The organism is Sphingomonas guangdongensis, from assembly GCF_900199185.1.
GTDB classification, from domain to species: Bacteria; Pseudomonadota; Alphaproteobacteria; order Sphingomonadales; family Sphingomonadaceae; genus Sphingomonas; species Sphingomonas guangdongensis.
Map to the genome: position 1 here is coordinate 360,428 of NZ_OBMI01000001.1, position 25,372 is coordinate 385,799.

Genomic DNA, 25,372 nt, shown 5'->3' on the forward strand with positions numbered 1-25,372 from the left:
TGACGGCCATGTTGAGCCGTCTCCCTCCTGCCCCTAAGTATCTCATATGACGCCGTCCATTCCCGAACTCACCGATCGCGCGCGCGACGTGTTCAGGAACGTCGTGCAGAGCTATCTCGACACGGGCACGCCGGTCGGGTCGCGCACCGTCAGCCGCATCTCGGGGCTGAACCTGTCGCCCGCGTCGATCCGCAACGTCATGCAGGACCTGGAAGAGGCGGGGCTGCTCGCCGCGCCGCATACTTCTGCCGGGCGAGTGCCGACAGAGAGCGGGCTCCGGCTGTTCGTCGACGGGATGATGCACGCGGTCGCGCCGTCCGCGCAGGAGCGCGCCGCGCTCGCCGCCGGCGCGCGCGAGCGCGGCTCGGTCGAGGAGGCGATCGCCGCCACGACCGCCGCCCTCTCGGGCCTGTCGTCCTGCGCGGGCCTCGTGCTGGTGCCCAAGCGCGAGCCGCGGCTGCGCCAGCTGGGCTTCGTGCCGCTCGGCCGCGACAAGGCGCTGGCGGTGCTGGTCGGCGAGGACGGATCGGTCGAGAACCGCGTGCTCGACCTGCCCGGCGGCGTCGCGCCGGGCGCGCTGGAGAGCGCCGCCAACTATCTCAGCGCGACGCTCGGCGGTCTGACGCTCAGCCAAGCCCGCCAGCGGCTCGGGCGCCAGATCGCCGACGAGCGCGCCGAGCTCGACACCGCGACCCGCGCCCTGGTCGCGCGCGGCCTTGCCGTGTGGAGCGAGGACGGCGGCCGGCGCCCGGTGCTGATCGTCCGCGGCCAGGCCAACCTGATCGACCCGCAGGCCGCGGCCGACCTCGACAAGGTTCGCGGGCTCCTCGACGAGCTGGAAGGCAAGGAGGAGATCGCCCGCCTGCTCGACAGCGCGCGTGACGGCGACGCCGCGCGCATCTTTATTGGGTCGGAGAACAAGCTTTTCGCGCTCAGCGGATCGTCGGTGATCGCGCAGCCGGTGCGCGCGCTCGACGGGCACGTCGTCGGCGTCGTCGGCGTGATCGGCCCCACGCGCTTGAACTACGCGCGGGTCGTGCCCATGGTGGATTTCACGGCCGCGACCCTGGCGCCCTTGCTGGCGTAGCGCGGCCAGACGGACTACGAACGGGAACCATGACAGATCAGAACAACACGGACGATGCGGGCCTGACCGCGGACACGGTGGACCTGCGGGAGGAGACGGCGGAGACCGCCCCCGAGGTAGCCGATCACGACCGCGTCGCGGCGCTCGAGGCGGAGCTGGCCGAGGCGAAGGCCGCGACGCTCTATGCCCGCGCCGAGGGGCAGAACATGCTGCGCCGCGCGGAGAAGGAGGCGCAGGACGCGCGCGCCTATGCTGTGACCGGCTTCGCCCGCGACCTCCTGTCGGTCGCTGACAATCTTGCCCGCGGGCTCGCCGCGATCCCGGCCGAGCTGCGTGAGGATGAGAAGCTAAAGGGGCTGGTGGCGGGGCTGGAAGCGACCGGTCGCGAGCTCGATAGCGTGTTCCAGCGCCACGGCATCGCCCGCATCACGGCGCTCGGCGAGCGGCTCGATCCGAATCGGCACCAGGCGATGTTCGAGGTGCCGACGGCCGATGCGGAAGCGGGCACGATCGTGCAGGAGATGCAGGCCGGCTATACGCTGAAGGACCGGCTGCTGCGCCCGGCACTCGTGGGCGTCGCCAAGGCTTCGGACTAGACACGCTGCCCGCCGCCGCCCCCGTCGCCGCGGGCGCGGCGGTCACCCGCTTCGATCAGGTCCCAAACCGCCGTCAGCTGTTCGACCGGCGGATCATCGCCGAGCAGCTCGCGGCGATCCCGGACGGTGACGCAGCCGCGCTTCGCCGCGCGGCGACTGCGGTACTGAAGGACGCGCTGGAGGGTGGTCGCGCGCGCACCGCCCAGCGTCTGAGCGACCAGCCCTCGCGCGGGCTGGAGGCGGCGGCGGCGGGCGCGTACTTGTTCGATCGGGTGTTGCGGCTGCTGTGGGATTTCACAACCCAGCGGCTCTACCCCAACACCAACCCCACGGCGGCGGAGCGCATGACGCTGATCGCGGTCGGCGGCTACGGCCGCGGCGAGATGGCGCCGCACTCCGACATCGACATCGGTTTCCTCACGCCCTGGAAGCAGACGCCCTGGCACGAGCAGGTCATCGAATCGATGCTCTACTCACTGTGGGACCTGGGGCTGAAGGTCGGCCATTCGTCGCGCTCGCTCGACGAGATGGTGCGCCAGGCGCGCGCCGACGTGACGATCCGCACCGCGCTGCTGGAGGCACGCTACGTGTGGGGCGACACCGCGCTCTACGCGGACGCCGCACGACGCTTCAAGACGGAGGTCCAGGCCGACACCGCCCGCAGCTTCATCGCCGACAAGCTCGCCGAACGCGATGTGCGCCACCGCAAGATGGGCGACAGCCGCTACGTGGTCGAGCCGAACGTCAAGGAGGGAAAGGGCGGGCTGCGCGACCTTCACACGCTGTTCTGGATTGGCAAGTACGCCTACAACGTCGGCAGCAGCGCCGCGCTGGTCGATGCAGGGCTGCTCACCACCTCCGAGTACCGGCAGTTCCACCGCGCGGAGAACTTCCTGTGGGCGGTGCGCTGCCACCTTCACCTGCTCGCCGGCCGGGCGGAGGACCGCCTCACCTTCGACATGCAGCGCGAGATCGCGGAGCGGATGCGCTTCACCGATCGGCCCGGCAAGTCGCGCGTCGAACGCTTCATGCAGCTCTATTTCCTCCAGGCGAAGGCGGTGGGGCACCTGTCGGGCGTCTTCCTCGCGCATCTGGACGAGACGTTCGCGGCGCGCGGGCGCCGGTTTGGACTGCCCACGATCCGCCGGCGTCCGCGACGGCTGGACGGCTTCGTGCTCGACCGCGGACGGCTGGCGCTCCCGGCCGACGACTTCCTGCGCGCCGATCCGGTCCGGCTGGTGGAGCTGTTCACCCTGGCCGAGGCGAACGGGCTCGAAATCCATCCGCTCGCGATGCGGGCCGCCGCCCGCGACGCGCCGCTCGCCGCCGGCATCCGCCGCGATCCGCGTGCCAACGCCCTGTTCCTCGACCTGCTGACCGGACGCCGCGATCCCGAGACGGCGCTGCGCTGGATGAACGAGGCAGGCGTGTTCGGCCGCTTCGTGCCCGACTTCGGCCGCGTCGTCGCGCAGATGCAGTTCGACATGTACCACCATTACACCGTGGACGAACACACCATCCGCGCGATTGGCTTGCTCAGCCGGATCGAGCGCGGGCTGCTGAAGGACGATCACCCGCTCGCGACCGCGCTGTTCGACAAGATCGTGGCACGCCGCGCGCTCTACGTCGCAGTGCTGCTCCACGACATCGCCAAAGGGCGCGGCGGCGATCACTCGATCCTGGGCGCGGAGGTCGCCGAGCGGCTCTGCCCGCGCTTTGGCCTCTCCGCGGCGGAGACGGAGACAGTCGCCTGGCTGGTGCGCTGGCACCTGCTGATGTCCGCGACCGCGTTCAAGCGCGACCTGTCGGACTTCAAAACGATCCTCGACTTCGCCGAACAGGTTGCCTCTCCCCAGCGGCTCATGATGCTGCTGGTGCTGACGGTGGTCGATATCCGCGCTGTCGGTCCCGGCATCTGGAACGGCTGGAAGCGCCAGCTGCTGCAGAACCTCTACGAGTCGGCGGAGGAGGTGCTGCGGCTCGGTCACAAGCAGCGTGGCCGCGGCGAGCGCGTCGCGGTGAAACAGGCCGCCGTTGCCACCGCGATGGGCTGGGACGAGGCGAGCTTGCAGGCCGCCCGCCGCCGACTGCCCGAGAGCTACTGGGTGGCGGAGCCGGGCGAGGTGCTGGAGGCGAACATGCGCCTGGTCGAGCGCTCCGGCGGCGTGCCGCTGTCGATCGAGGCGACGCCCGATTCCGAACAGGGCGCGACGCTGGTGACGGTCTATGCATCCGACCACCCCGGGCTGTTCTACCGCATCGCCGGCGCGATCCACGCGGCCGGCGGCAATATCATCGACGCGCGCATCCACACGACTCGCGACGGCCGCGCACTCGACAACTTCCTCGTCCAGGATCCGCTCGGTCGCCCCTTCGACGATCCGGGCCAGCTGTCCCGCATCCGTCAGGGGATCGAGGACGCGCTCGCCAACCGCGGGCGGCTGGGCGAGCGGCTGCTCGCTAAACCCGCGCCGCGGCTGCGCTCCGATGCCTTCACCGTCCAGCCCGACGTGCTGATCGACAACGCCGCGTCCAACCGCTTCACGGTGGTGGAGGTGAACGCGCGGGACCGCCCCGCCCTGCTCCACCACCTTGCGCAGGCGCTGTTCCAGTCCAAGGTGACGATCAGTTCGGCGCACGTCGCAACCTATGGCGAGCGCGCGGTCGATACCTTCTATGTCACCGACCTGCTCGGTGATAAGATCAGCAGCACCACGCGCCTGCGCGCGCTGGAGAAGCGGCTGCTGGCGGCGGCGATCGGCGACGTCGAGGCGGTGGCGCTGGTCGAGGGAGGGTGACGATGCCGGTACTCGGAATGGGCGGCCTGTTCTTCCGCGCTCACGATCCCGATGCGCTCGGGACCTGGTACAAGGAGCATCTAGGCGTCGGCGCCGGGTGCAACTCCAGCGGCGAGGGCGAGGCGGACGAGTGGTCGTGGCGGGTCTCGGGCGGGCCGATGATCTTCGCGCCCTTCAAGCAGACCACCGATTATTTCGCCGCCGACAAGGTGTTCATGATCAACCTGCGCGTGAGCGACCTCGACGGCCTGCTCGAGCAGCTGAACGCGGCGGGGATCGCGATCACGGTAAAGCCCGAGTGGAACAGCCCGGAGGCGGGCCAGTTCGCCCGTATCCACGATCCGGAAGGCAATGCTATCGAGCTGTGGGAGCCGCCGGCGGCTTAACGTAGAGTACCTCCCCAGCGCGGGGAGGTACTTGGGACTTGATCACCGCCACGCCCGTCAGACGAGGCCGGCTACGCTGGCCTCGCTGCCTGACGTGGCGACTCTTCGGATTGCTTGCGCAAACCGAAGGCGCCCGTGTCAGAACCTCACCCGGCCCGTGATGCCATAGGTCCGCGGCTCGGCCAGATACTGCGAGAAGATCTGCCGCCCGCCCGGGTACTGCGGGTCGACGAACGGCGCGCTGGTCGCGCCCTGCTGGAATGGCGAGTTGAAGGCGACCTGCGCATAGTCCTTGTTGAAGATGTTCTGGCCCCAGAACTCCAGCGCCCAGCGCTCGCGATCACCGCGGATGCCGATACGCGCGTTGGCGACGAAGAAGCTGTCCTGCTCCTTCTGCGGGAACAGGTCGGACCCGGTGTTGTAGTCGTCCGACAGGCGACCATCGATGTAGAACAGCCCGGACAGCCCCGAGCTGCCGAGCTCCGGCGTCCACGCAAAGGACGAGGTCGCCACCCACTCCGGCGCGTTCGACAGATTGTCGCCCGGGAGCTTGCGGAGCGCCGGATCGAGCGGCAGCCCGCGCGCGCTGCCGACCAGGTTGTTGCGGAACTTGGTGTCCGAATAGGTAAGGCCGATGTTGAAGTTGACATCGCGTGCCGGCTGCAGCGACGCCTCCAGCTCGATGCCCTGCGAACGCAGGCCATAGGTCACGTCGTCGGCCGCACACGCGCCCGTGGTTGCGCTGGTGTCGCGGTCGCCCCCGTTCAGCCCCGTCTTGCACGAGTTGACGGTCGCGACCAGGAAGACGGTGCCGTTGAAGGTGTTCAGCTGGAAGTTCTCGAACTCCTGGCGGAACGCCGCGGCCGTCAGCGTGAACGGTCCGCGCGAGTATTTGGCGCCGATCTCGTACGCGTTGACCTTCTCCGGATCGAACTGAAGGTTCCCGGTCAGCGCCTGCGCGCCCCCAGACGCCGCGAACGGTAGGATCGGGTTCTTCAGCGCCGACCGGTCGAGGTTAAACCCGCCCGCCTTGTACCCGCGCGAGTAGCTTGCGTAGATGAGCAGCGGGTCGGCCGGCTTGTACGACAGCACCGCAGTCCCGGTGAACTCGTCCTCGCTGCGCCGGTCGTTGATGGTGACCCCGTTCAGCTCGGCCGTGGAGTTGCCCTGGCACGACAGCGCCAGGATGCCTCCCGCGGTCGCAGCGAGTGCTGCGTTGGTGAGGAAGGGCGCCAGCGCCTGCTGGTTCTGGACGCAGCCGACATTGTCGTTGGTGAAGGCGGCCGAGAACTTCTTGCGCTCGTTGGTGTAGCGCACGCCGAGCGTCAGATCGAGGCGGTCGGTGAAGTGGATGATGTTGTGCGTGAAGAACGCGTAGTTGCGGCTGTTCTGGAGGTAGCGGTCGGCGGTCGAGCCGCGGTCGTTGATCGCGTCCAGGCGGCCGAGCGCCGCGACGATCGTCGGCCCCGCCGCACCGAACGGTGACGGCACGCCGGGCACCACGCCCGACAGCACCGCGCGCCCGGTCGCCGACAGGCAGGACGTGTCGCCCGGCGTGTAGAACTGCGCCAGCGCGCTGCCGGAAATGATGCGGCAGGTGGCGAAGCGGCCGTACTGGTTGCCGAAGCGCAGGTTGTCGACGACCTCTAGGTCCTCGTCGGCGTAGTAGCCGCCGACCAGCCAGTCGAGCTTGCCGCCGAACGCCTCGCCCTGGAGGCGCAGCTCCTGCGAGAAGGTCTTGAATTGGCGCGAGGAGTTGCCGTTCGCCGCGCGGTAAAGGATGTCGACTTGCGAATAGTCGGTGTCCGAGCCTTGGTCGCTCTTGTAGTCGCGGTACGCGGTGATCGAGGTAAGCGTCGCACCGCCGAAATCATAGTCGATCTGGCCGGAGATGCCCTTGTCTTCGGTCACGCCGGCGAAGCTGCGGCCGAGCGAGGTGGAGATGGTCCGGTCGTACCCGGCCGCGTTGACCCGGGCGAGCGGCTGCCCGAGATCGCGGATGACGTTGACGATGTTGTTGCCGTTCGGGTTCGGCACGCCGCCGGTGACTAGCAGCGGGGTGGCCGGATCGTTGAGGTTGCCGACGTATTCGTTGACGCTGCGATCGACATATGTCGCCGCGCAGCACTTCTCGTCGCGGCGGGTGAAGTCGCCGATGATCCGGATGTTGAGCGCGTCGCTCGGCTGGAAGCGGAGCTGCCCGCGCACGAAGTACCGGTCGCGGTCGTTGACGTCGGTGTTGTTGGTCGGATCGTAGTAGAAGCCGTCGCGCTTGGTGTAGATACCGTCGACCCGTACGGCGAGCGTGTCGCCGAGCGGCAGGTTGATCGCCGCCTGCCCGCGGATCAGGTCGTAGTTTCCGTAGGTGATCTCCCCCATGCCCTCGATGCCGGAGAAGCTCGGCTGGCGGGAGATGATGTTGATAACACCGGCCGAAGCGTTGCGGCCCGACAGCGTTCCCTGCGGCCCGCGCAGCACCTCGACCCGCTCGACTTCGCCCAGTTCGTTGAGGCCGATGCCCGAGCGGGAGCGATAGACGCCGTCGATAAACACCGCGACCGAGCTCTCCAGACCCGGATTGTCGCCGACCGTGCCGATGCCGCGGACGCGGGCCGATCCGTTCGCCTCCGAGCCCGTCGACGACACAAGCAGTGACGGGGCGAGCTGGTTCAGCTGGCGGATGTCGTTCGCGCCCGAGAGCTGCAGGCTCTCCTGCGAGACGGCGGACACCGCGACCGGCACGTCGGCCAGCCGCTCGGCACGTCGGGTCGCGGTCACAACGATGTCGCCGGCGCTACCCCGCGTCTCCTCCGCCTCTTGCCCCGGATCGCTCGCCGTTTCGGCGGAGCTGGTGCTCGGCGCCGGCACATCCTGCGCCGCCGCAGGCGTGGCGATCAGCGCGATGGTGGCGGCCGACAGGAACAATGCGGGCGTGCGCATGGGCGGCGATCCTCTCTCTGCTTCTTTTTTGAATATTCGGTTTGTTGTTGTACCATAGCGTAACGCGGCGTTTTAACGTGCGCCAGCGCGAAATCGTGCTTGCGGCACGCTTTCATGGCTAAAGGTGCCGGATTGCAACAGCGTCGTTCGCCGCCATAACAAACACAAGCGACGTCACAATCGCCCGTCTTCCCCGCCGCCGAACGAAGAAGGGCCGCCGGCATCGCTGCCGACGGCCCTGAATTGGCTCGGTACGTCGTGCTACTTCGGCGCGAGCACCATCAGCATCTGCCTGCCTTCCATTCGCGGATAAGCTTCGACCTTGGCCACCTCGGCGACCTGCTCGGCGACGCGCTGAAGCACGTTCATGCCGAGCTGGCCATGGCTGAGCTCGCGACCGCGGAAGCGCATGGTGACCTTCACCTTGTCGCCCTCCTCGATGAACTCGACCACCTTCTTCATCTTGGTGTCGTAGTCGTGGTCGTCGATGTTCGGACGCATCTTGATCTCCTTGATCTCCTGCGTCTTCTGTGACTTGCGGGCGAGGTTCGCTTTCTTCTGCGCCTCGTACTTGAACTTGCCGACGTCCAGGAACTTGGCGACGGGCGGGTCGGCGTTCGGCGACACCTCGACCAGGTCGAGCCCGACCTCGGCCGCGGCGGCGATCGCCTCGCGGGTGTACATCACCCCGAGATTCTCTCCCTCATGGTCGATCACGCGGACCTTCTGGGATTGAATCCATTCATTGAACCGGGGGCCGTTCATCGGCGGCGCCTGCATCGGCCGGCGCATCATGGGCGGTCGGATAAGTGTTGCTCCTTGGTGTTGTTGCTACCGCGATATAGTCAAACTGCGGCCTGAGCGAAAGGTGCCCCTGCGTCAGCGCAGGTCGGGCGCCGTCGCTTCCTCGACCAGCCGGGTAACGATCTCGTCCAGACTCACGAACTCCTGCCGATCCGAGCCGAGCCGCCGGACGGCGACCTTGCCCTCCTCCGCTTCGCGCTTGCCGACGACCAGCAGCGCCGGGACCTTCGCCAGGCTGTGCTCGCGCACCTTGTAGTTGATCTTCTCGTTCCTGAGGTCGGTCTCGACCCGGATGCCCGCGGCGGCGAGCTTCGCCTGCACCTCGCGAGCGTAATCGTCGGCGTCGCTGACGATCGTCGCCACGACCGCCTGCACCGGCGCGAGCCACAGCGGGAAACGCCCGGCGTGGTGCTCGATCAGGATCCCGATGAACCGCTCGAAACTGCCCAGGATCGCACGGTGCAGCATGATCGGGCGGTGGCGCTCGCCGTCCTCACCCACGTAGCTCGCGTCGAGCCGCTCGGGCAGCACCGTGTCGGTCTGGATCGTGCCGACCTGCCACGTCCGGCCGATCGCGTCGGTCAGGTGGAACTCGAGCTTGGGCGCGTAGAACGCGCCTTCGCCCGGCAGTTCCTCCCACCCGAACGCGGCCGTGTTGCGCCCGGTCGCCGCCACCGCATCGCGCAGCGACTGTTCCGACCAGTCCCACATCTCCTCGCTACCGAAGCGCTTGTCCGGGCGCAGCGCGAGCTTGATCGCGTACTGGTCGAAGCCCAGGTCCTTGTAGACAACGTCGAGCAGGTCGACGAACTTCGCGACCTCGCCCACCAGCTGGTCGGCGCGAACGAAGATGTGGGCGTCATCCTGGGTGAACTGGCGGACGCGCATGATGCCGTGGAGCGCGCCGTGCGGCTCGTTGCGGTGGCAGCAGCCGAACTCCGCCATTCGGATCGGCAGGTCGCGGTACGACTTGATCCCCTGGCGAAAGATCAGGACGTGCGCCGGGCAGTTCATCGGCTTCAATGCCATCCAGTCGGCGTCGTTCGACACCACCGGCCCTTCGTCCTCGACGTTCGGGACCTCGTCGGGGATCACGAACATGTTCTCGCGGTACTTGCCCCAGTGGCCGCTCTGCTCCCACTGGCGCGCGTCCATGATCTGCGGGGTCTTGACCTCCTCGTAGCCCGCGGCGTCGAGCCGGCGACGCATGTAGGCTTCCAGCTGGCGCCAGATCATGTAGCCCTTGGGGTGCCAGAAGACGCTGCCGTGCGCCTCGGCCTGGAGGTGGAACAGGTCCATCTCCTGCCCCAGCTTGCGGTGGTCGCGCTTGGCCGCTTCCTCCAGCATGTGGAGGTGGGCGTCGAGCTGCTTCTTGTTCAGCCAGCCGGTGCCATAAATGCGGGAGAGCATCGCGTTGTTCTGGTCGCCGCGCCAATAGGCGCCCGACACGCGAGTCAGCTTGAACGCCTGCGGATCGAGCCGGCCGGTCGAGGGCATGTGCGGGCCGCGGCACATGTCGAGCCACTGGCCCTGGCGATAGATGGTCAGCTCCTCGCCGTCGGGCAGCTCGGCCGCCCACTCCGCCTTGAAGGTCTCACCCTGACGCTGCCACGTCTCGATCAGCTGCTCGCGGCTCCACACCTCGCGCTGGAACGGCTCGTTGCGCGCGATGATCGCCCGCATCTCCGCCTCGATCGCGGGGAGGTCTTCTTCCGTGAAGGGTCGGTCCTTGGGCGCGAAGTCGTAGTAGAAGCCGTCGTCCGTGGCGGGGCCGAAGGTGATCTGCGTGCCCGGGAACAGGTGCTGCACCGCCTCCGCCAGCACGTGGGCGAAGTCGTGGCGGGCGAGCTCCAGCGCGTCCTTCTCGTCCCTGGCCGTCACCAACGCGAGCTCAGCATCGCCCTCGAACGGCCGCGACAGGTCGCGCAGCTCGCCGTCGACACGCGCCGCAATTGCCGCCTTGGCGAGCCCCGGCCCGATCGCCGCCGCCACGTCCGCCGGGGTAGTGCCGGGCGCCATCTCGCGCACGGAGCCATCGGGAAGCGTGATGCGGAACAACGCGGTCATTGGTGCGGGAGCCTCGGTTGGAGAGTTGCCGCCTATGCCGCGAGCAGCGGGAGGAGGGCAAGTCGAACCGCGCATCCGCCGCGTCGGGCCTGCCCCAGTATCGATGCGACATCGATCAGGCCCCGCGCGTCAGCTTGTCGGTGCGCTACCGAACAAAGGGCATCAGATCACCTCCGCATTAATACTAGTTTGATCCATTTTGGTTTAATATCGCGTGGACTATGCCAAAATGGAGTGCAAAATGGTCGCCGTTGTAGTTAGCGTTTCCAGAAAAGCGCAGAGTGGTCGGCGTAGTCCGCGCCGCGCGATTAGCGCAGACGGTTCGATCGTCCGCCGCGAGGCACGGCCGGTGCTCTGCCGGCTGGAAAACATCTCCTACCATGGTGCCGGCCTGAAGACCTTTGACCTGTTCGAAGCGGGCGCGGCCGTAACCCTCCACATCAGGTACATGCCGCCTATGAGGGCATCCATCGTGTGGTCCGACGATTTCGCCGCCGGGCTGCAGTTCGAGCGACCGCTGACGGCGGAGGAGATGACCTTCCTGGTCGAAACCTTTGCCGTGCCACGCATCGAGGCCGCAGCCTGATCGCTGCTCGACTGGCATCGCTAGGCCCGGCCGGCGGGATCGCTGCGCCGGGCAGTGACGCCGACCACCACGCCGTCGTCGATGATGAGATCGAGGTCATGCCCCTGCACATAGGCCAGGACGGGCGCGATGCTGCTGTCCCGCGCGGTACTGTCGCCGTGGGACTCCAGGCGCCGAACCGTGGAGCGGCTGAGCCCCGTCGCGTCGGCCAGTTGCTCCGCGGACAGCCCCAGCATCGCGCGGATCGCGCGCAATGCCTGAGGAAGGATCGCGGTTGGCGCGTCGTCCGCCTCCACCCGCCGCTTGACCGAGCGTCGCAGCCGCGCCTGATCGCCGATCGCGACCACCACGCCGATCCATTGCAGCGCGTGTCCGTCACGATCAAGCAACGGGATCCCGCGGGCATTGAACCAGCGGTAAACGCCGTCCGCGCAGCGTAGCCGGTAGTCGGTGTTGTAGGTGGCATGATGGTCGACCGCGGTGTTCCAAGCCGCTTCCACCCGCGCCCGATCCTCCGGATGGACCGCGCTGGTCCACCCGCTCCCGCGGACTTCCTCGGCCGTCTGCCCGGTCAGCCGCTCCCACTCGGGCAGGTTGACCGCATGGCCGTTGCCATCGACGATCCAGGAAACCGCCACCGTCTCGCGGACGAAGCGGCGCAATGCGTCTGCATCCAGACTATCCCACGGCATGACAGCCTCTAAACGCATAATGGTTCACTTGGTGCCTTCCCATTAACGAATGAGCGTCAGATCAGCACAACCAGGTAGCGCACGACCAGAGCAACCAGCAGGACCGCGCTCCACCGTGGCGACCGGACGATGATCGCGGCGATCATCAGCGCGATCAGCACCCCGGTGAAGATCAGCGGGCGGGGTTGCGTGAGCGCCGGTGCCAGCGTCGGCGTGGCGGCGTAGAACCCGAGCTGCAGCAGCAGCAGCGCGAGCAGTCCGGGCAGCACGGTGCGGTGGATGCGACGATAGTGCCGGTCGAGATCGCCGGCCGCGTCGATGTCCGGCGGGAACACCAGGTGCGCGCACAGGTAATAGGCGCCGGCGAAGAACAGCCCGCCGAACAACGTGCCGGGGCGAACGCTCAGCACGTCGCGCGCGAACCAGGCCGCGCCCCAGAACGACACCAGATCAAGCAGCACGAACAGCGCGAACAGCGGCGTCAGCCAGCCGAGCCGGAACCCGGCCGGGCGCTGCTCCACCGGGCGCAGCAGCACCGCGAGCGCGCGCGCCAGGCCGCCCAGCACCTCAACCAGGCTGAAGCCCAGCAGCAGCCCGAATAGGCTGAAGATGAATTCGAACGGGCTCACGCGACCCCGAACGGCACGACCATGTTGTCGGCGTCATGCCCGATCCGGGCACGGCCGAGATAGGGCACGCCCATCTCGCGGCACCACCGCGTCATCATCATGTCGAGCGTTTCGCCGAACTCTGCCTCAGTGTCGCCGGCCGGCACGTCGGTAACGCTGCCCAAGCGCACGCCCGCGATCCCCTTCAGCTGCGTCGCATTGGCGAGCTGGAACAGCAGCCGGTCGATGCGGTAATACGCCTCGCCCACCTCCTCGATGTAGAGGATATGATCGGTCAGGTCGGGCATCCAGGGCGTGCCGATCAGCGAGCACAGGATGACGAGGTTGAAGGCCGCGGCCGGTTGCCCTCCGAGCGTCGGCTCCAGCACGCGGCGGTCCTGGTCGACCAGCCAGCCGAGCGCGCGCCCGACCGGCACTCCTCCCGACCGCTCGCTGACGTTGGACGCCATCGGCCCGTGCACCGGCCGCCCGATCCGCCGCGCGTAGAGTGCGCCGAGCAGGAATCCCATGTCGGAGAAGCCCATGTACGTCTTGGCCTGCGCGGCCGGCGCCAATCGCGGCATCACTTCCGCCAGGATGCGGTTGGAGCCGTAGCCGCCCCGCGCGAACCAGACCGCGTCGACGCCCGGATCATTGGCCGCGCGCAGGAACGACTCGGCCCGCAGCGCATCCGGCCCCGCGAAGTGCCCGGCCTCCAAGAACGATTGAGGGTCGAAGTGGATGTCGACCTGCGGATAGTAGAGCGCCGCAAAGGCAGCCACCCGGGCCGCGCCCGCCTGGCTGATCGATCGCGCGGGGGCGACAACGGCAATTTTCATCTCGGTCCCCCTGCCTGCCCCACCGTTCGTGCTGAGTAGAGACTGAGCGCCGGCGAAGGCTCGTATCGAAGCATCCTTCGATACGTCGCTTCGATAAGCTCAGCGACTCCTCAGGACGAACGGACCGGGACAATCTTGCCCCCGCCCCGCCGGATCGATAGCGCCGCCACATGCTCTCCGGCAAACGCTTCTTCTTCGTCGGGATCGGCGGATCCGGCATGATGCCGCTCGCGATGATCCTGGCCGGCCGCGGCGCGGTGGTCGCCGGCTCCGACCGCGGGCTCGACCAGGGTCGGGTGCCCGCCAAGTTCGCGGCGCTTGAGGCGCTCGGGATCGCGCTCCACCCGCAGGATGGCAGCGGCGTCACCGGCGCCGACCAGACGGTGGTGGCCTCCGCCGCCGTGGAGGAAAGCGTGCCCGACATGGTCCGCGCGGCCGTCGTCGGCGCGCCAAGGCTGACCCGTGCCGAGCTGAACGCGCAGCTGTTCAACGCTGCCCAGACTTCCGTCGGCGTCGCGGGCACCAGCGGCAAGTCGACGGTAACCGGGATGATCGGCTGGATCCTTCACGCGCTCGGCCGCGATCCGACGGTCATGAACGGCGCGGTCATGAAGAACTTCGCGCGGGCGGACGCGCCGTTCGCCTCCGCGCTGGTCGGCGGCGCGGAAGCTCACGTCAGCGAGGTGGACGAGAGCGACGGGTCGATCGCGCTCTACCGCCCAACTGTCGCGGTGCTGAACAACGTCAGCCTCGACCACAAGTCGCTGGAGGAGCTGCGTGCGCTGTTCGGCGACTTTACCGCCAAGGCGCGCACGGCCGTGGTCAACGTCGGTGACGCGGAGGCCGCGGCGCTCGCGGCCACGCTCGATCGCGCCAAGCTCGTCACGGTCGCCGTGGAGCGCGAGGCGGACCTGTCCGCCACCGCGCTCGCGGCCGAACCCTTCGCGATCCGCTTCACGCTCGTCGCCGGTCCGGAACGCCACGATGTGCGCCTGCAGGTGCCGGGCGTCCACAATGTCGCGAACGCGCTGGCCGCGCTGGCCGCGGTGCGCGCCGCCGGCATTCCGCTTCCCGACGCGGTTCGCGCGATCGAGGGGTTCACCGGGCTGAAACGCCGCTTCGACCTGGTCGGGGAGGCGGCGGGCGTCGCGGTGATCGACGACTTCGGCCACAACCCGGACAAGATCGCCGCCACGCTCGACACGCTCCACGCCTTCCCCGGCCGGCTGCTCGTCCTCTTCCAGCCGCACGGCTTCGGCCCGCTGAAGAATATGCGCCGCGAGCTGGTCGCGACCTTCGCCGAGAAGCTGGCGTCCGACGACGTCCTTGTCCTGCCCGATCCCGTCTACCAGGGCGGCACGGTCGCGCGCGAGGTGACAAGCGGCGACATCGCCACCGACGTGAGCGTCGCAGGCCGCCGCGCGCTTCACGTCCCCGACCGAGCGGCCGCCGCCGCGCACCTGGTCGCGCACGCCCGCGCCGGTGACCGCATCGTGGTGATGGGCGCCCGCGACGACACGCTCAGCCTGCTCGCCGCCGACATGCTGGAACAGCTGCGTTCGCGATAGGCCGTCACGCGGCGCGGGCGAGCTCCCGCGTCAGCACGGCGCGCAGCGTATCCGGCGCACGGCAGATCGTGGTGGCGAGCGCATCGTCGGTGGCGGCGAAGTCGCCGGCCCGCGCCGCCTGGAAGATGCCGAGCTGCAGGTCGGCGTAGCGTGGCGGTACCCCGGCGGCGACCTTCGCGTCGCGCCACGCCGCATCATCGACTGTCACGTGGCTGATCCGTTGTCCGGTGATCTCGGACGCCAGCGACGCCACATCCGCCATGGTCACGCTGACCGCTGAAGTCAGCGGCGGCGTCGGACCCTTTTTCACCTCGGCTGCGGCCAGCAATGCCGCATCGGCGTCGGCCAGGTCGTCGCGCCCGGTCCAGCTGACCGGGCCGTCCTCCGGCACCCGCAGTTCACCCGTCCGCAGCGCGTCCTTGAGAATCATGGCGCAGCTTTCCGCATAGAAGCCGTGGCGCAGCGCCGTGTAGGGGATGCCGCTGGCGGCGAGCGCTTCCTCCGTGCGGGCGTGCTGATCGGTCGGGGCAAACGCCGAGCCGATCCGCGCTCCCATGTGGCTGGTATAGAACACGTGGCCCACGCCGGCCGCGCGCGCCGCCGCGATCGCCGTGCGGTGCAGGGCGAGCGCCTGCTCGCCGAGCGCATTGGCCGACACGATCAGCACACGGTCGGCGCCGGCGAAGGCTGTCGTCATCGCGGCCTGATCGGCGAAGTCGCCCTGACGCACCTCGACGCCCCGGCTGGCCAGCGCCGCCGCCCCGACTGGATCACGGACACTGACCGCGACGTGGGCGGCGGGAAGACGGTTGAGCAGGCGATCCACGACCGCTTGGCCGAGTTGGCCGTTTGCTCCGGTGACCACTATCATGACCCGCAATCCTTTCCAGCGCTATCGTACAGATGTTATCATCGTTAGCATCAAAGCTCAACGAACGATGTTGCAGGCCGCTCGGCGATGCTACGAGGGCAACGTGACGACCGGCATGATTGAGGGCGACGCGGCGGATGCGCGCGAACGTATTCTTGCAGCGGCGCTCGATTTGGTTACGCGCGGCGGGGTGGCGGCGCTGACCACGCGAGCCGTCGCCGTGGCAGCGGGCGTGCAGGCTCCCACGCTCTACCGACTGTTCGGCGACAAGGGTGGGCTGCTCGACGCAGTGGCGGAGCGGGGGCTGGCGCAGTGGATCGCGCAGAAGCAGGCCGCGGTTCCGCTCCCCGATCCGGTCGAGGATCTGCGCGCCTCCTGGCAGGGCTATGTCGCGTTCGGTCTCGCCCATCCGGCGGTGTTCACGATCATGACGGCCGCGGCCCGTGATCGGCCGCCGCCACCTGCCGCCTCGGCCGGGATAGCGGTGCTGCGCGCACGCGTGTCGCGGCTTGCCCGTGCGGGGCGTTTGCGGGTTCCCGAAGAGCGTGCGGTTGCGCTGATCCACGCCGTCGGCACGGGCGTGGTCCAAACCCTCTTGAGCCTACCCCCGGCTGAACGTCATGACGGAGTGGCCGAACTCGCGCTAAGAGCGGTCGAGGCCGTTCTGCTGGATGCACCCGGGACCGACAACAAGACCGCTGCGTTGGCAGTTGGCTTGCTGGCGCACCTGCCGGCATCCGACGGCCTCACTCCGGGCGAGCGCCTGATCCTGGCCGAGCTGCTGACGCGCCTGGCCGTCAGCGAGAGGCCGAATGACCGTGATCGTTGATGGTGCGGGTGGTCGGGCTCGAACCGACACTCCTTGCGGAACCGGATTTTGAGTCCGGCGCGTCTACCAATTTCACCACACCCGCACTGGGCGCAGAGCTAGCCGAGCGCGAGCGCACCCGCAACCGTCAAGCGCGCGGTGCCTGCCGCCGATAGCTCAGCGCCTCCGCCACATGGATGCGGCCGACCGTCTGGCTTCCCGCCAGGTCGGCGATCGTGCGCGCGACGCGGAGCACGCGGGTGTAGCCGCGCGCGGACAGGTGCATTGCCTGCGCCGCCTGGGCGAGCAGTGCTCGGCCGGCTTCGTCGGGGGTGCAGTGCGCCTCCAGCACCGGCCCTTCCGCATCGGCGTTGGTGCGCGCGTCGGTGCCCGCGTAGCGCGCCGTCTGGAGCTCGCGCGCCGCGGTCACCCGCGCGGCGACCGCGGCGGACGGCTCGGACGGCGTCGCCAGCATCAGGTCGACCGCGCTGACCGCCGCGACCTCGACGTGCAGGTCGATACGGTCGAGCAGCGGGCCCGACACCTTGGCCTGGTAATCGGCCGCGCATTTCGGCGCCCGCGCACAGGCGAGCGCAGGATCGCCCAGGTGGCCGCAGCGACACGGATTCATCGCCGCCACCAGCTGGACGTTGGCGGGAAAGGTCACGTGGGCGTTGGCGCGCGCGACGCTGACCGTACCCATCTCTAGCGGCTGGCGGAGCGAATCGAGCACCGCGCGCCCGAACTCGGGCAGCTCGTCGAGGAACAGCACGCCCTGATGCGCAAGGCTCACCTCGCCCGGTTTCACGCGCAGCCCGCCGCCGGTCAGCGCCGCCATGGAGGCGGAGTGGTGGGGTGCGCGGAACGGCCGGGTACGCGTCAGCTTACCGCCGGTCAGCGTTCCAGCGACCGACTGGACCATCGACACCTCCAGCGCTTCGCCAGCGTCGAGCGGCGGCAGAATCCCGGGCAGGCAGGAGGCGAGCAGCGACTTGCCCGCACCCGGCGGGCCGACCATCAGCAGGTTCGGTATGGCTACACCCGGTTGAGATTTTTCGGGTGGGCAAGATGGCGGAAAGGCTGACGAGAATGAAGGCGGATACATTCCGCGCGAGGATACGGCTCGGTCTAGGCTTCGACGGCCCCGTTCACGTGCCCGAACCTCTGACACTGCGGGACACCAGCGTCGAGTTTCTGTGCGACGCTCTGTGCGTTGACGGCCATCTCGATATCGGAGGATGCGTCGAACTCGGAGCCCTCCCGGAGAGACTCGTCGTGCGGGGAAGCTGACGCTGGACGGCTGCGCTCGGATCGAAAGTCTGCCGCCGACCGTACGGGAGCTCTTCGGGCTGAGCGCCGTAGGATGCAGCCTGCTGGCATCGATTGGATCACTTGTCGAATGCCACGGCCCCCTCGATCTGCGCGGCTGCGATGCGCTCGCGCCCCTCCCCGCGGACTTCAAGGCGGTCAATTGTGTCGAGCTCGATGGGCTCTGGATAGGCGCAACATTCATCGCCCTGAAGTGTCAACTGCCGGATGTCGTGCGGGAGGCAGCCATCGGCAAGCGGATCGGTGACGTCATCAGTCATCGGATCCTCGACAACCATCGCCTGCTCGACGTTGTGATCTCTGACGCGCGCGAATCCATGACATGGGGCGGCGTCGTACTGGACGTCGACACCTCCTCCATGATCACCGTCAACAAGAACAAGTGAGATGAGAAGCGCGTTAGGCGCGGCCCTCCGATCAATAGGACCCAGTTGCAGACGTTCGCGTCTACATTGCGTCTTCCCGGAACCAGACGCTCGTTCAGCTGCCAGGTGCGATCTTCCGCTCGGTGATTGTCAGGCCGTCAGTAGGCCTCGGATGACGAGGCGTGCGTCACTGCCATTCGCGTCCAAGAACCTTTCCGGATCAACGCCGTCGATCCCAATGAGCAAGGCCTTAGAAGCCTCTAAAGCGATACCACGCATGCAACACCCGGAACTCGATACTTCCGATGTTCTGGAGCGATCAGGATCAGCTCGCTGGCAACGCAAGCTGCTCCAGCCAGACGGACTTCATGTTGTAGCAGTGGAAAGCCTTCACCTTCCCGTCCTCCACGACGAAGACGTCGCAGCAGGGCACGTCGAATCTCTTGCCGCTGGCGGGTAGCACGGTGCCGTCAGGAAAGGTGAAGTTGCCCGCATGCGTGCCCTGCAGCCTCAGCTCAACGATCACCACTCCGTCTGTCGTCGTATAGAGCTTGAGCAGCTCGCGGTGGAAATCGGGAAAGGGCGTGCCCAGGCCCTCGATTGGCTGGCGCACATCCGGTCCCACCCAGCGCAGCCCCGACGCCATGTCGAGGAAGTAACCATCGTCCGCGAACAGCGACGCGAACCTGTCGAGATCGAGGTTCTCGGCCTCGGCAGCGGCATAGACGTCACGAACAATCTCTTCGTTGGTCGGCATGGCATTTCTCCTTCGCGCCGGAAGGTGGTGCTGGCACTAGCGCCGAGTCTAGTACGTACTATTATGTAAGTGAAAGATTGTTGGAGGTTTGATGGTCGAGAACCGGTTCAGTTGCGGGATGGAGGCGGCGCTCGATCTGATCGCGGGCAAGTGGAAGCTGCTGATCCTCTATCATCTCGCAAGCGGGCCGCAGCGGTTCGGCGCGCTCCGGCGACTGGTCGGCAGCGTCAGCGAGAAGATCATGAGCGAGCAGCTCAAGGGCCTAGTCTTCGACGGGCTGGTGCGCCGCATCGACTACCAGACGGTCCCGCCGCGCGTCGAGTATGAGCTGACGGCGCTCGGACGCGACTTCTGCGAGAGCTTCGCCGCGGTGTGCGACTGGGGCACCCGCAACATGGCGCGCGTGTCCGCAATTGCGGCAGCTCGGGAGCAACCCGCCTCCGCTCCGTCCACGAGGTGAACCACCAGTGATCCAGCGCATGGCTCACCAGATCCGCACGAGCGCCGGGCGGTTGGTCGCCCGGTGTCGCTCCCGGGCGAGCAGTGCTTCCGCGATCGCGAGGTTTGGCAGCCAGCAGAGGAAAGCAATCACGCGGTAACCGAGTAGCTCCGGTACGCCGAGCACCTCGAACAGCGGCATGTAGATCCGCAGCGTCACCGCTGCGAGGGTCAGCGCCCAGGAGCGCATCATCCAGCGGCGGTGTGACGCGAACTCCCTCGCGCGGGCGCGCTGCCACCCAAGCGCGTTGGTCACCAACCAGGCGACCGCCAGTCCGCCGAAGCCAAGACCGGCGATCGGCCCGGCGCTCGTTCCGATGGCGAGTACTAGGCCCGAGATCGCACCGATGAGGCAAGTGACCACGTAGACCCGGCCGATCCAGCGGTGCACGCCCAGCCGGCGCACACGCAGAGCTACGCTGAATTGGATGCCTCCTAAGAGCAGCGCTATCGAGGCCGCACTGGCGTGCAGGACTAGCCAGAACAGGCGAAATCGGTTCAGAGCAATGCCGTCGGGCACCGGTGGCAGCCCCAGTACGTAGCGGAGGGAGAACAGCGCGACCAGGACGGCCAGGCCGTAGACCAGTGCGCGACCGAGCGCGCCTCGGCGCGGCAAACGTGAGGCACGCCAAGAAGCGACCCGGAGAGTGCCAGTGGTGATGTCGGTCATGATCCCTCTCCTACTGCCGCGCCGGCGTCGGCGGGACGATGCGGACCTGAAGCTCACCCATCGAGGATGACCTATGGCGCACGACGTCACCTGCCTTCAGGTAGCGACCTGCCGCGCGCTCCTTCGCGATGTAGCGCTCGATCAGCACTCGCTGCGGCGTCGCACCGCGCAGCATTGGGCCATTGAACAGGTAGGCGGCGACACCTCCGATCAGGTCGCCGAGCCGGGGCGGCCTGAACACTACGCCGGCCGATGTTCCGGACATCAACGCCGTGCCCTTGCCGATCTTGCCGCCGGCGAGCAGCGGCACTGGCATTCCGTGAAAGGTGTAGCGGCCGCCGCTATTTGTGAGTGCCTTCACCGCGAGGGCGCGAAAATCGAGGATCATCTCTGCGCCGCGGGCATCCTGCCGCCGATCACCGTTGACCTGGGTAGTGATCCGCTCCGTCTGCACGAACGCGCGCCAGTCGCGCGGAATGACGAGAAACGGCCCGGTCGGGAAGAAGCCAACACCGCTCTTCGCATCGCTGAAGCCGCGGCCGGAGCCGATGTCCTTGGGATCGACGCGCCGCATCAGCGTGGCACGATCGGTGAAGTCGCCGCACAGGAAGAATCCCTTCTGCGCCGCGTCGAAGTCCGCCGGCGATCGGATGGCGCGATCGAACCGGGCGCAGATCTCGACCTCATAGTCGAGCAGCGCGCCGGACACCGCCGCCACAGTCGATCCGGCCGGGGTGGCGCGACCGAACTTCGGAAAGTTGAAAACACCCTCGATCTCGACCTCCTTCGCGTGCTCGCGAAAGTTGGTGCCGGTCGCCACGTGGCGGGTGCTGGGACCCGCCGGTGAGAGCAGGTTGGCAAACGGGTAGTCGCGGCCGGCCGGCCCGACCGCGACCGCGCGCCGCAGCCGGTCCGGGCCGATCGCAGCCAATGCGGCGAACGGGTCGGCGCCGGGTGGCGCGCCTAGAGCCACCAAGTCGATGCCCCGCACCCATCCGCCCGCAAAGCGCGTCACCAGCACGGTCGCGACCTGCCCGTCGGCCCGCCGGACCTGGGCGAAGGTCAGCGCGTCGGCGTGTGGCGCCAGCGCGGGGGTGAGCGGTGTCGGGTCCGCCGATGACGGTGGATCGCTGCAGGCGGGAACGCACGCCATCAGCGCCGCTCCGGCCAGGGCTCTGGAGATCGCCATGGTGACCCGCCCGGTCAGAAGCGGAACGATAGGGCGAGGCCACCGACGGCCTGCGTCTTCGAACCCTCGTCCACGACCGGGCTGTCCTTGGCGTCGCCGACGTACCGGGTTGCGCCGGCCCGCGCGATCAGGCCCCAGCGTTCGTTGAACTGGTAGCCGGCGGTCAGCCCGGCGCCGATGTCTCGGAGGCCACCGTCGGGGCGGTAGGCGGACAGGCCGGAGCGCACCGCCTCCGCCGGGGTGATGCCGAAGAACGCGCGCATGTACTTCTTGTCGGCGAAGCTGGTCTGGGCATCGACGTTCAGGAAGAACTTCTGACTGCGATACGCTGCATAGGAAACCTGCGCCGACCCGACGACGCCGTCGTGGCCGTCGGTCACGTCCTTGGCGAGGCTGAGGTCGAAGGCGACTTCGCCCTGCCCGTACCGATCGCCGCCGAAACGGTAGCCGACGTAGCCGCCGACCTCCAGCGAGCTGTCGACGTCATTCAGCAGCTTGACGCGGCCACTGCCGTCGTCGGCGCTATTGCGGTCGCCGCGAAAGTTCACCACCGGCCCGACCTGCACGCGGCTGTTGCCGAGCAAGTCGAGCCGCGCGCCAAGCCCGCGGACCTCCAGGTTGACGCCGCGCCAGCCCAGGTTGGCGATCAGCAGCGGGATCAGCTGGTACTTCTTCGCGCCGTCGAACGCGGGCACCACGCCCGGCCCGAGCGCGAAGAAGCCGTCGACCCCGCCGCCGCGGTCCTCGTCGACCTCGACCGCGGCTGGTGCGGCAGCCTCCGGCTCGACGGTCGGCGGCGCGCCCAGCGCCTCCTGAGCATGGACCGGCGCGGCCTGGGTGCACGCTGCGGCCGTTGCGAGCCAGAGATAGGACTTGTTCATCTGCTACTCCCTCTCGGCGGATCAGCGCGATCCACCGTCGAGAGGCGGGGTAGGAAGGGTAGCAGCCCGCCGACCAGCGGCCCTTCGCCGTTGCACCATTTACTTCGTACACCTACACTCGCGGCGGGTCGGAGGGACGTTCACGATGCGCGATTTCGCGAAGCTGCAGGCGCAGCGATGGCTGCTCGGCGTCGCCGGTCGCGCCGGGCTGGCCGTGCTGTTCGCCGCCTTGCTCGCCTTCCTGGCGCCGTTCGGCACCTATCGGTTCAGGACGGTGGAGCTGATCGGCTACTGGACGATCCAGATGGCGGCATGGCTGGTGCTGTCGCAGGTGGTGACGTGGATCCTGGCGCAGCTGCCGGCGATGCGGGCGCGCTCCGTAGTGCAGCAGCGGATCGCCGCGGTCATCCTCGCCGCGCTGCCGATGATGGTGGTGACCGGCATCGCCAACAACATGATTAGCGGCTGGCAGCCTGAACCGAGCGAGGTCGCCGAGCTGTTCGTCTCGATCACTTTGATTGGCGGCGCCTACACCTTCCTCGCCGACTGGCTGATGACCGACATGCTCGACGCGCACGCCGAGCCGACCAGTGGATCGACCGCCTTGCCGTTCGCTGTGCCGGACGTCGCGGGCGATGGTGCGAGCGACGCCGCGGCGGCCGACAACGCGCTGATCGACCGCCTGCCGCCGCACATCCGCTCCGACATCCTGTGCCTGCAGGTCGAGGATCACTACGTGCGTGTCCACGGCCATCACAGCAGCGCGATGGTGCTGATGCGCTTCTCCGATGCGCTGCGCGGGATCAATCACCTGCCTGGGGCGCAGGTGCACCGATCCTGGTGGGTCGCGACCGGCGCCGTCACCGCGCTTCGCCGGAACGGGCGCACCGCGCAGCTCACCCTCAGCAACGGCACGGCCGTGCCTGTGTCGCAGCCGTATCTCGCGTTTGCCGTCCGCACCTGGGGCGGCCTGGCCGCCGCAGCCGATTGAGCGACGACGGAGACTTCGCGGCGCGCTGGCGGGACGCGCACGGGGCGACCGCGACCCGCGAGGTGCTGTGCGACGCCGCGCACGCCCTGATCCGCCGCGAGGGGCTGGACGCGCTCAACATGCGCGCGCTGGCGGCGACCGTCGGCGTTAGCCCGATGGCGCCGTACAAATACTTTCCAGCGAAGGAGAGCCTGGTGGCGGAAGTCCGGGCGCGGGTACGCAGCGGTTTCGCGGCGCACCTCCAGCAAGCGGCCGTCTGCGCAAACGAGCCGGCCGATCGCCTCCACCGGCTCTGCACCGCCTATGTCGGGTTCGCCGTCCGCAACGAGCAGGAGTATCGGCTAATCTTTCTGACGCGCGGATCGGCGGTGGAGAGCGACGATCGCGGCACCACGCCTGCCTGGACCGTGCTGCTCGACGCGTTGCAGCAGATGGGCGACCACCGCTCCGCAGTCGATGCGCTGGACGAGGCGCATCTGATATGGGCAACCCTGCATGGCCTCGTCATGCTCCACCTGTCCGACCGGCTCGGGTTTGGGCGATCGGTCGAGGAGCTCGGCCGGTCCTCATCGCGGTTCCTGCTGAACGCCCTACGTCTGCCCTGACTGAATTGCGGCCGTCGCGGTCGCAAATGCACGAACTCGCGAAGCCCGGACGCGCGCTGCCGCGGTAATCCGCGCGGTCGCGAATGCGTGCCGTCACCCCACCAAACGTCCGCCTATCCGCCGGTCAGACGCTTCGCCGTGAAGCGCGCCCAAGGAGAAGCACCCATGACCACCGCCTCCCGCCGCCGCGGCCGTCGTGCCGCCACCGCACTCGCCGCCGTTCCGCTCGTCGCGCTCGCCGCCTGCTCGACCGGCGGCCAGCGGCTGACGGAAACGGGCTTCCTGTCCGACTACTCGCAGATGGCGCCGACCAAGGAGCACAAGAAGGCCTCGATCTACGTAGCGCCCGATTATACGGCCTCGGACTATACCAAGGTCATCGTCGACCCGGTCGAGTGGCACGCGCCCGCCCGCAGCGACAAGGTCCAGGCGAGGCTCATCGCCGACTTCCACGAGCGGCTCGTCCGCAGCTTCGGCACCAGGTACGAGGTCGTCGGCGCCGATCAGGCGGGCCCCGGCGTGCTGCGTGTCCGCGGCGCGATCACGGGCACCCGGCCGTCGCGCTGGTACTACAACGTCCCCGCGCAGGTAGCGCAGGTCGCGCTCGGGGGAATTGGTCTCTTCCGTCCGTCCGCGGGCGGCGCGAGTCAAGAGCTGCAGGCCCAAGACGCGGTCACGGGCCGCCCGCTAGTAAAGCTCGCGACGTTCCGCAACGGCAAGCCCTGGCATGTGTCGGGGTCCTACGTTCCGTACGACCACGCGCGCGGTGCCTTCAACGACGCCTCGAAGCTGCTGACAGCGCTGACATCCCAGCCCGCTAGCAACCGCGTCCGCGCGGCGGCCTCGACGGCGGTCGCCGCTCGATAGTCCATCCAGACCATGCGCGGCGCGGTGCTTGGCACCGTGCCCTGACCCACAGGACGTCCCATGGCCTTTCTCTTCCTAGATGCCGCGGTCCGGAAGCCGACGGAGCCCGCCCCCAAACCGATCGCCGATCTTGATCCAGTCGGCTTCACCAAACTGGAATGGTCAGTCATCAGGCTCGCCCGCAACGATAGTTTGTCCTCGGTTCGACAACCCTCCCGGTTGAGCGTCGTCGCGCAACGGTTCTTCCGGGTGCGCACGAATCCTCAGCTCGCCAATCCACGCCTGGAAACACTCCGCAGGCTCGCGGTCATAAACTGGCGCGGTGCGAGTGGGATGAAACCTGCCGCGGCGGAAGCTCTGTTCGCAGCTGGGTTCAGCGTCGATCAGCACGACCTCTTGGTGCGCTTCACGGGTGCCGAGCGCCCCGCCGCCACCCAGCCGTGATGAACGTCCGGTGCACAGTGGCACCAATACGCCCGCGACCAATTCTCCCTCTGTTGATGTTGTCGACTTCTCTTGGAGTAGTCGGCTCGGTCATGTGGACTGTCACGTCGTACCTCGGTGACTTCA

At 68.1% G+C, this 25,372-nt stretch carries 24 protein-coding genes, 1 tRNA gene and 1 pseudogene; 13 read left to right on the top strand and 13 right to left on the bottom strand.

The features are described from left to right. Positions 1-46 precede the first annotated feature (46 nt). From hrcA to CRO12_RS01725, 4 genes are read left to right on the top strand one after another with little or no spacing between them, the layout of a single operon-like run. On the top strand, positions 47-1,087 hold the full coding sequence (hrcA, locus tag CRO12_RS01710) for a heat-inducible transcriptional repressor HrcA (protein WP_097062297.1): 1,041 nt from the start codon (positions 47-49) through the stop codon (positions 1,085-1,087). 29 nt (positions 1,088-1,116) lie between these two features. After that, positions 1,117-1,683, top strand: coding sequence for a nucleotide exchange factor GrpE (grpE, locus tag CRO12_RS01715; protein ID WP_097062298.1), 567 nt, complete (start codon positions 1,117-1,119; stop codon positions 1,681-1,683). Between the two features lie 5 nt (positions 1,684-1,688). Then, positions 1,689-4,481, top strand: coding sequence for a [protein-PII] uridylyltransferase (locus CRO12_RS01720; protein WP_097062299.1), 2,793 nt, complete (start codon positions 1,689-1,691; stop codon positions 4,479-4,481). Positions 4,482-4,483: 2 nt separating this feature from the next. Then, entirely contained in the window at positions 4,484-4,867 is a 384-nt protein-coding gene (locus tag CRO12_RS01725) for a VOC family protein (protein ID WP_097062300.1), read from the top strand. Between the two features lie 138 nt (positions 4,868-5,005). Here CRO12_RS01725 and CRO12_RS01730 read toward each other — a convergent pair whose 3' ends face one another. From CRO12_RS01730 to thrS, 3 genes are all read right to left on the bottom strand, one after another. Then, entirely contained in the window at positions 5,006-7,807 is a 2,802-nt protein-coding gene (locus CRO12_RS01730) for a TonB-dependent receptor (RefSeq protein ID WP_097062301.1), read from the bottom strand. Positions 7,808-8,068: 261 nt separating this feature from the next. Beyond that, positions 8,069-8,602 carry a translation initiation factor IF-3 gene (infC, locus tag CRO12_RS01735; protein ID WP_097062302.1) on the bottom strand — a complete coding sequence of 178 codons (534 nt, stop codon included), beginning with the start codon at positions 8,600-8,602 and terminating at the stop codon, positions 8,069-8,071. 84 nt (positions 8,603-8,686) lie between these two features. Then, positions 8,687-10,678 (bottom strand): threonine--tRNA ligase, encoded by a 1,992-nt coding sequence (thrS, locus tag CRO12_RS01740; RefSeq protein WP_097062303.1) that lies wholly within the window; start codon positions 10,676-10,678, stop codon positions 8,687-8,689. Positions 10,679-10,892: 214 nt separating this feature from the next. On the opposite strand from thrS, the gene CRO12_RS01745 reads away from it, so the two are divergent. Next, the gene (locus CRO12_RS01745) at positions 10,893-11,264 is read left to right on the top strand and encodes a PilZ domain-containing protein (RefSeq protein ID WP_097062304.1); all 372 of its coding nucleotides are present in this window, start codon (positions 10,893-10,895) and stop codon (positions 11,262-11,264) included. A 20-nt stretch (positions 11,265-11,284) separates the two neighbouring features. Here CRO12_RS01745 and CRO12_RS01750 read toward each other — a convergent pair whose 3' ends face one another. Genes CRO12_RS01750 through CRO12_RS01760 form a run of 3 tightly spaced genes read right to left on the bottom strand, consistent with a single transcriptional unit; the run spans position 11,285 to position 13,403 of the window. Continuing rightward, on the bottom strand, positions 11,285-11,974 hold the full coding sequence (locus CRO12_RS01750) for a PAS domain-containing protein (RefSeq protein WP_097062305.1): 690 nt from the start codon (positions 11,972-11,974) through the stop codon (positions 11,285-11,287). Positions 11,975-12,012: 38 nt separating this feature from the next. Further along, on the bottom strand, positions 12,013-12,585 hold the full coding sequence (locus tag CRO12_RS01755) for a hypothetical protein (RefSeq protein WP_097062306.1): 573 nt from the start codon (positions 12,583-12,585) through the stop codon (positions 12,013-12,015). Beyond that, positions 12,582-13,403, bottom strand: coding sequence for an LD-carboxypeptidase (locus tag CRO12_RS01760; protein WP_097062307.1), 822 nt, complete (start codon positions 13,401-13,403; stop codon positions 12,582-12,584). The genes CRO12_RS01755 and CRO12_RS01760 overlap by 4 nt, the downstream gene beginning before the upstream one ends. A gap of 170 nt (positions 13,404-13,573) precedes the next feature. Here CRO12_RS01760 and CRO12_RS01765 point away from each other — a divergent pair, with 170 nt between their 5' ends. Next, positions 13,574-14,971: a glutamate ligase domain-containing protein gene (locus CRO12_RS01765; RefSeq protein ID WP_097062308.1), complete on the top strand. Its 1,398-nt coding sequence runs from the start codon at positions 13,574-13,576 to the stop codon at positions 14,969-14,971. Positions 14,972-14,975: 4 nt separating this feature from the next. Here CRO12_RS01765 and CRO12_RS01770 read toward each other — a convergent pair whose 3' ends face one another. Further along, positions 14,976-15,842 carry an NmrA family NAD(P)-binding protein gene (locus CRO12_RS01770; RefSeq protein ID WP_097062309.1) on the bottom strand — a complete coding sequence of 289 codons (867 nt, stop codon included), beginning with the start codon at positions 15,840-15,842 and terminating at the stop codon, positions 14,976-14,978. Here CRO12_RS01770 and CRO12_RS01775 point away from each other — a divergent pair. Further along, complete coding sequence (locus CRO12_RS01775; RefSeq protein ID WP_245858109.1) at positions 15,841-16,671, top strand: TetR/AcrR family transcriptional regulator; 831 nt, start codon at positions 15,841-15,843, stop codon at positions 16,669-16,671. The genes CRO12_RS01770 and CRO12_RS01775 overlap by 2 nt on opposite strands. Here CRO12_RS01775 and CRO12_RS01780 read toward each other — a convergent pair. Continuing rightward, positions 16,672-16,756: transfer RNA gene (locus CRO12_RS01780), tRNA-Leu, on the bottom strand. 42 nt (positions 16,757-16,798) lie between these two features. Next, positions 16,799-17,677, bottom strand: a pseudogene (locus CRO12_RS01785) (YifB family Mg chelatase-like AAA ATPase); the annotation flags it as partial. 211 nt (positions 17,678-17,888) lie between these two features. Here CRO12_RS01785 and CRO12_RS01790 point away from each other — a divergent pair. Beyond that, positions 17,889-18,365, top strand: a complete 477-nt coding sequence (locus CRO12_RS01790; RefSeq protein ID WP_097062310.1) for a hypothetical protein — start codon at positions 17,889-17,891, stop codon at positions 18,363-18,365. Positions 18,366-18,669: 304 nt separating this feature from the next. On the opposite strand, the gene CRO12_RS01795 is transcribed toward CRO12_RS01790, so the two are convergent. Next, complete coding sequence (locus CRO12_RS01795; protein WP_097062311.1) at positions 18,670-19,101, bottom strand: nuclear transport factor 2 family protein; 432 nt, start codon at positions 19,099-19,101, stop codon at positions 18,670-18,672. Between the two features lie 91 nt (positions 19,102-19,192). On the opposite strand from CRO12_RS01795, the gene CRO12_RS01800 reads away from it, so the two are divergent. After that, positions 19,193-19,561: a winged helix-turn-helix transcriptional regulator gene (locus tag CRO12_RS01800; protein WP_097062312.1), complete on the top strand. Its 369-nt coding sequence runs from the start codon at positions 19,193-19,195 to the stop codon at positions 19,559-19,561. A gap of 24 nt (positions 19,562-19,585) precedes the next feature. Here CRO12_RS01800 and CRO12_RS01805 read toward each other — a convergent pair whose 3' ends face one another. The 3 genes from CRO12_RS01805 to CRO12_RS01815 are packed head-to-tail and all read right to left on the bottom strand — an operon-like array spanning position 19,586 to position 22,339. After that, complete coding sequence (locus CRO12_RS01805; protein WP_097062313.1) at positions 19,586-20,269, bottom strand: DUF2306 domain-containing protein; 684 nt, start codon at positions 20,267-20,269, stop codon at positions 19,586-19,588. A gap of 10 nt (positions 20,270-20,279) precedes the next feature. After that, entirely contained in the window at positions 20,280-21,458 is a 1,179-nt protein-coding gene (locus CRO12_RS01810) for a fumarylacetoacetate hydrolase family protein (protein WP_097062314.1), read from the bottom strand. Positions 21,459-21,472: 14 nt separating this feature from the next. Next, a complete protein-coding gene (locus tag CRO12_RS01815) occupies positions 21,473-22,339 on the bottom strand; it encodes a MipA/OmpV family protein (protein WP_097062315.1) in 867 nt (288 codons plus the stop codon). Between the two features lie 145 nt (positions 22,340-22,484). Between CRO12_RS01815 and CRO12_RS01820 the strand changes: the two genes are divergently transcribed. The 4 genes from CRO12_RS01820 (at position 22,485) to CRO12_RS17580 (ending at position 25,246) form a co-directional block, all read left to right on the top strand. Beyond that, positions 22,485-23,330, top strand: coding sequence for a LytTR family DNA-binding domain-containing protein (locus tag CRO12_RS01820; RefSeq protein WP_097062316.1), 846 nt, complete (start codon positions 22,485-22,487; stop codon positions 23,328-23,330). Next, positions 23,327-23,935, top strand: a complete 609-nt coding sequence (locus tag CRO12_RS01825) for a TetR/AcrR family transcriptional regulator (protein ID WP_179640809.1) — start codon at positions 23,327-23,329, stop codon at positions 23,933-23,935. Before CRO12_RS01820 ends, CRO12_RS01825 begins: the two co-directional genes overlap by 4 nt. Positions 23,936-24,100: 165 nt before the next feature. Continuing rightward, positions 24,101-24,802 (top strand): DUF3313 domain-containing protein, encoded by a 702-nt coding sequence (locus tag CRO12_RS01830; RefSeq protein ID WP_097062318.1) that lies wholly within the window; start codon positions 24,101-24,103, stop codon positions 24,800-24,802. Positions 24,803-24,862: 60 nt separating this feature from the next. Then, the gene (locus tag CRO12_RS17580; protein ID WP_144033494.1) at positions 24,863-25,246 is read left to right on the top strand and encodes a hypothetical protein; all 384 of its coding nucleotides are present in this window, start codon (positions 24,863-24,865) and stop codon (positions 25,244-25,246) included. Positions 25,247-25,372: the final 126 nt, after the last annotated feature.

Coding starts and splice junctions, on each gene's coding strand:
- hrcA (WP_097062297.1), top strand. CDS start 47: ATGACGCCGTCCATTCCCGAACTCACCGATCGCGCGCGCGACGTGTTC.
- grpE (WP_097062298.1), top strand. CDS start 1,117: ATGACAGATCAGAACAACACGGACGATGCGGGCCTGACCGCGGACACG.
- CRO12_RS01725 (WP_097062300.1), top strand. CDS start 4,484: ATGCCGGTACTCGGAATGGGCGGCCTGTTCTTCCGCGCTCACGATCCC.
- CRO12_RS01730 (WP_097062301.1), bottom strand. CDS start 7,807: ATGCGCACGCCCGCATTGTTCCTGTCGGCCGCCACCATCGCGCTGATC.
- infC (WP_097062302.1), bottom strand. CDS start 8,602: ATGATGCGCCGGCCGATGCAGGCGCCGCCGATGAACGGCCCCCGGTTC.
- thrS (WP_097062303.1), bottom strand. CDS start 10,678: ATGACCGCGTTGTTCCGCATCACGCTTCCCGATGGCTCCGTGCGCGAG.
- CRO12_RS01750 (WP_097062305.1), bottom strand. CDS start 11,974: ATGCGTTTAGAGGCTGTCATGCCGTGGGATAGTCTGGATGCAGACGCA.
- CRO12_RS01760 (WP_097062307.1), bottom strand. CDS start 13,403: ATGAAAATTGCCGTTGTCGCCCCCGCGCGATCGATCAGCCAGGCGGGC.
- CRO12_RS01765 (WP_097062308.1), top strand. CDS start 13,574: ATGCTCTCCGGCAAACGCTTCTTCTTCGTCGGGATCGGCGGATCCGGC.
- CRO12_RS01775 (WP_245858109.1), top strand. CDS start 15,841: ATGACCCGCAATCCTTTCCAGCGCTATCGTACAGATGTTATCATCGTT.
- CRO12_RS01770 (WP_097062309.1), bottom strand. CDS start 15,842: ATGATAGTGGTCACCGGAGCAAACGGCCAACTCGGCCAAGCGGTCGTG.
- CRO12_RS01790 (WP_097062310.1), top strand. CDS start 17,889: ATGCGTCGAACTCGGAGCCCTCCCGGAGAGACTCGTCGTGCGGGGAAG.
- CRO12_RS01795 (WP_097062311.1), bottom strand. CDS start 19,101: ATGCCGACCAACGAAGAGATTGTTCGTGACGTCTATGCCGCTGCCGAG.
- CRO12_RS01800 (WP_097062312.1), top strand. CDS start 19,193: ATGGTCGAGAACCGGTTCAGTTGCGGGATGGAGGCGGCGCTCGATCTG.
- CRO12_RS01805 (WP_097062313.1), bottom strand. CDS start 20,269: ATGACCGACATCACCACTGGCACTCTCCGGGTCGCTTCTTGGCGTGCC.
- CRO12_RS01810 (WP_097062314.1), bottom strand. CDS start 21,458: ATGGCGATCTCCAGAGCCCTGGCCGGAGCGGCGCTGATGGCGTGCGTT.
- CRO12_RS01815 (WP_097062315.1), bottom strand. CDS start 22,339: ATGAACAAGTCCTATCTCTGGCTCGCAACGGCCGCAGCGTGCACCCAG.
- CRO12_RS01820 (WP_097062316.1), top strand. CDS start 22,485: ATGCGCGATTTCGCGAAGCTGCAGGCGCAGCGATGGCTGCTCGGCGTC.
- CRO12_RS01830 (WP_097062318.1), top strand. CDS start 24,101: ATGACCACCGCCTCCCGCCGCCGCGGCCGTCGTGCCGCCACCGCACTC.
- CRO12_RS17580 (WP_144033494.1), top strand. CDS start 24,863: ATGGCCTTTCTCTTCCTAGATGCCGCGGTCCGGAAGCCGACGGAGCCC.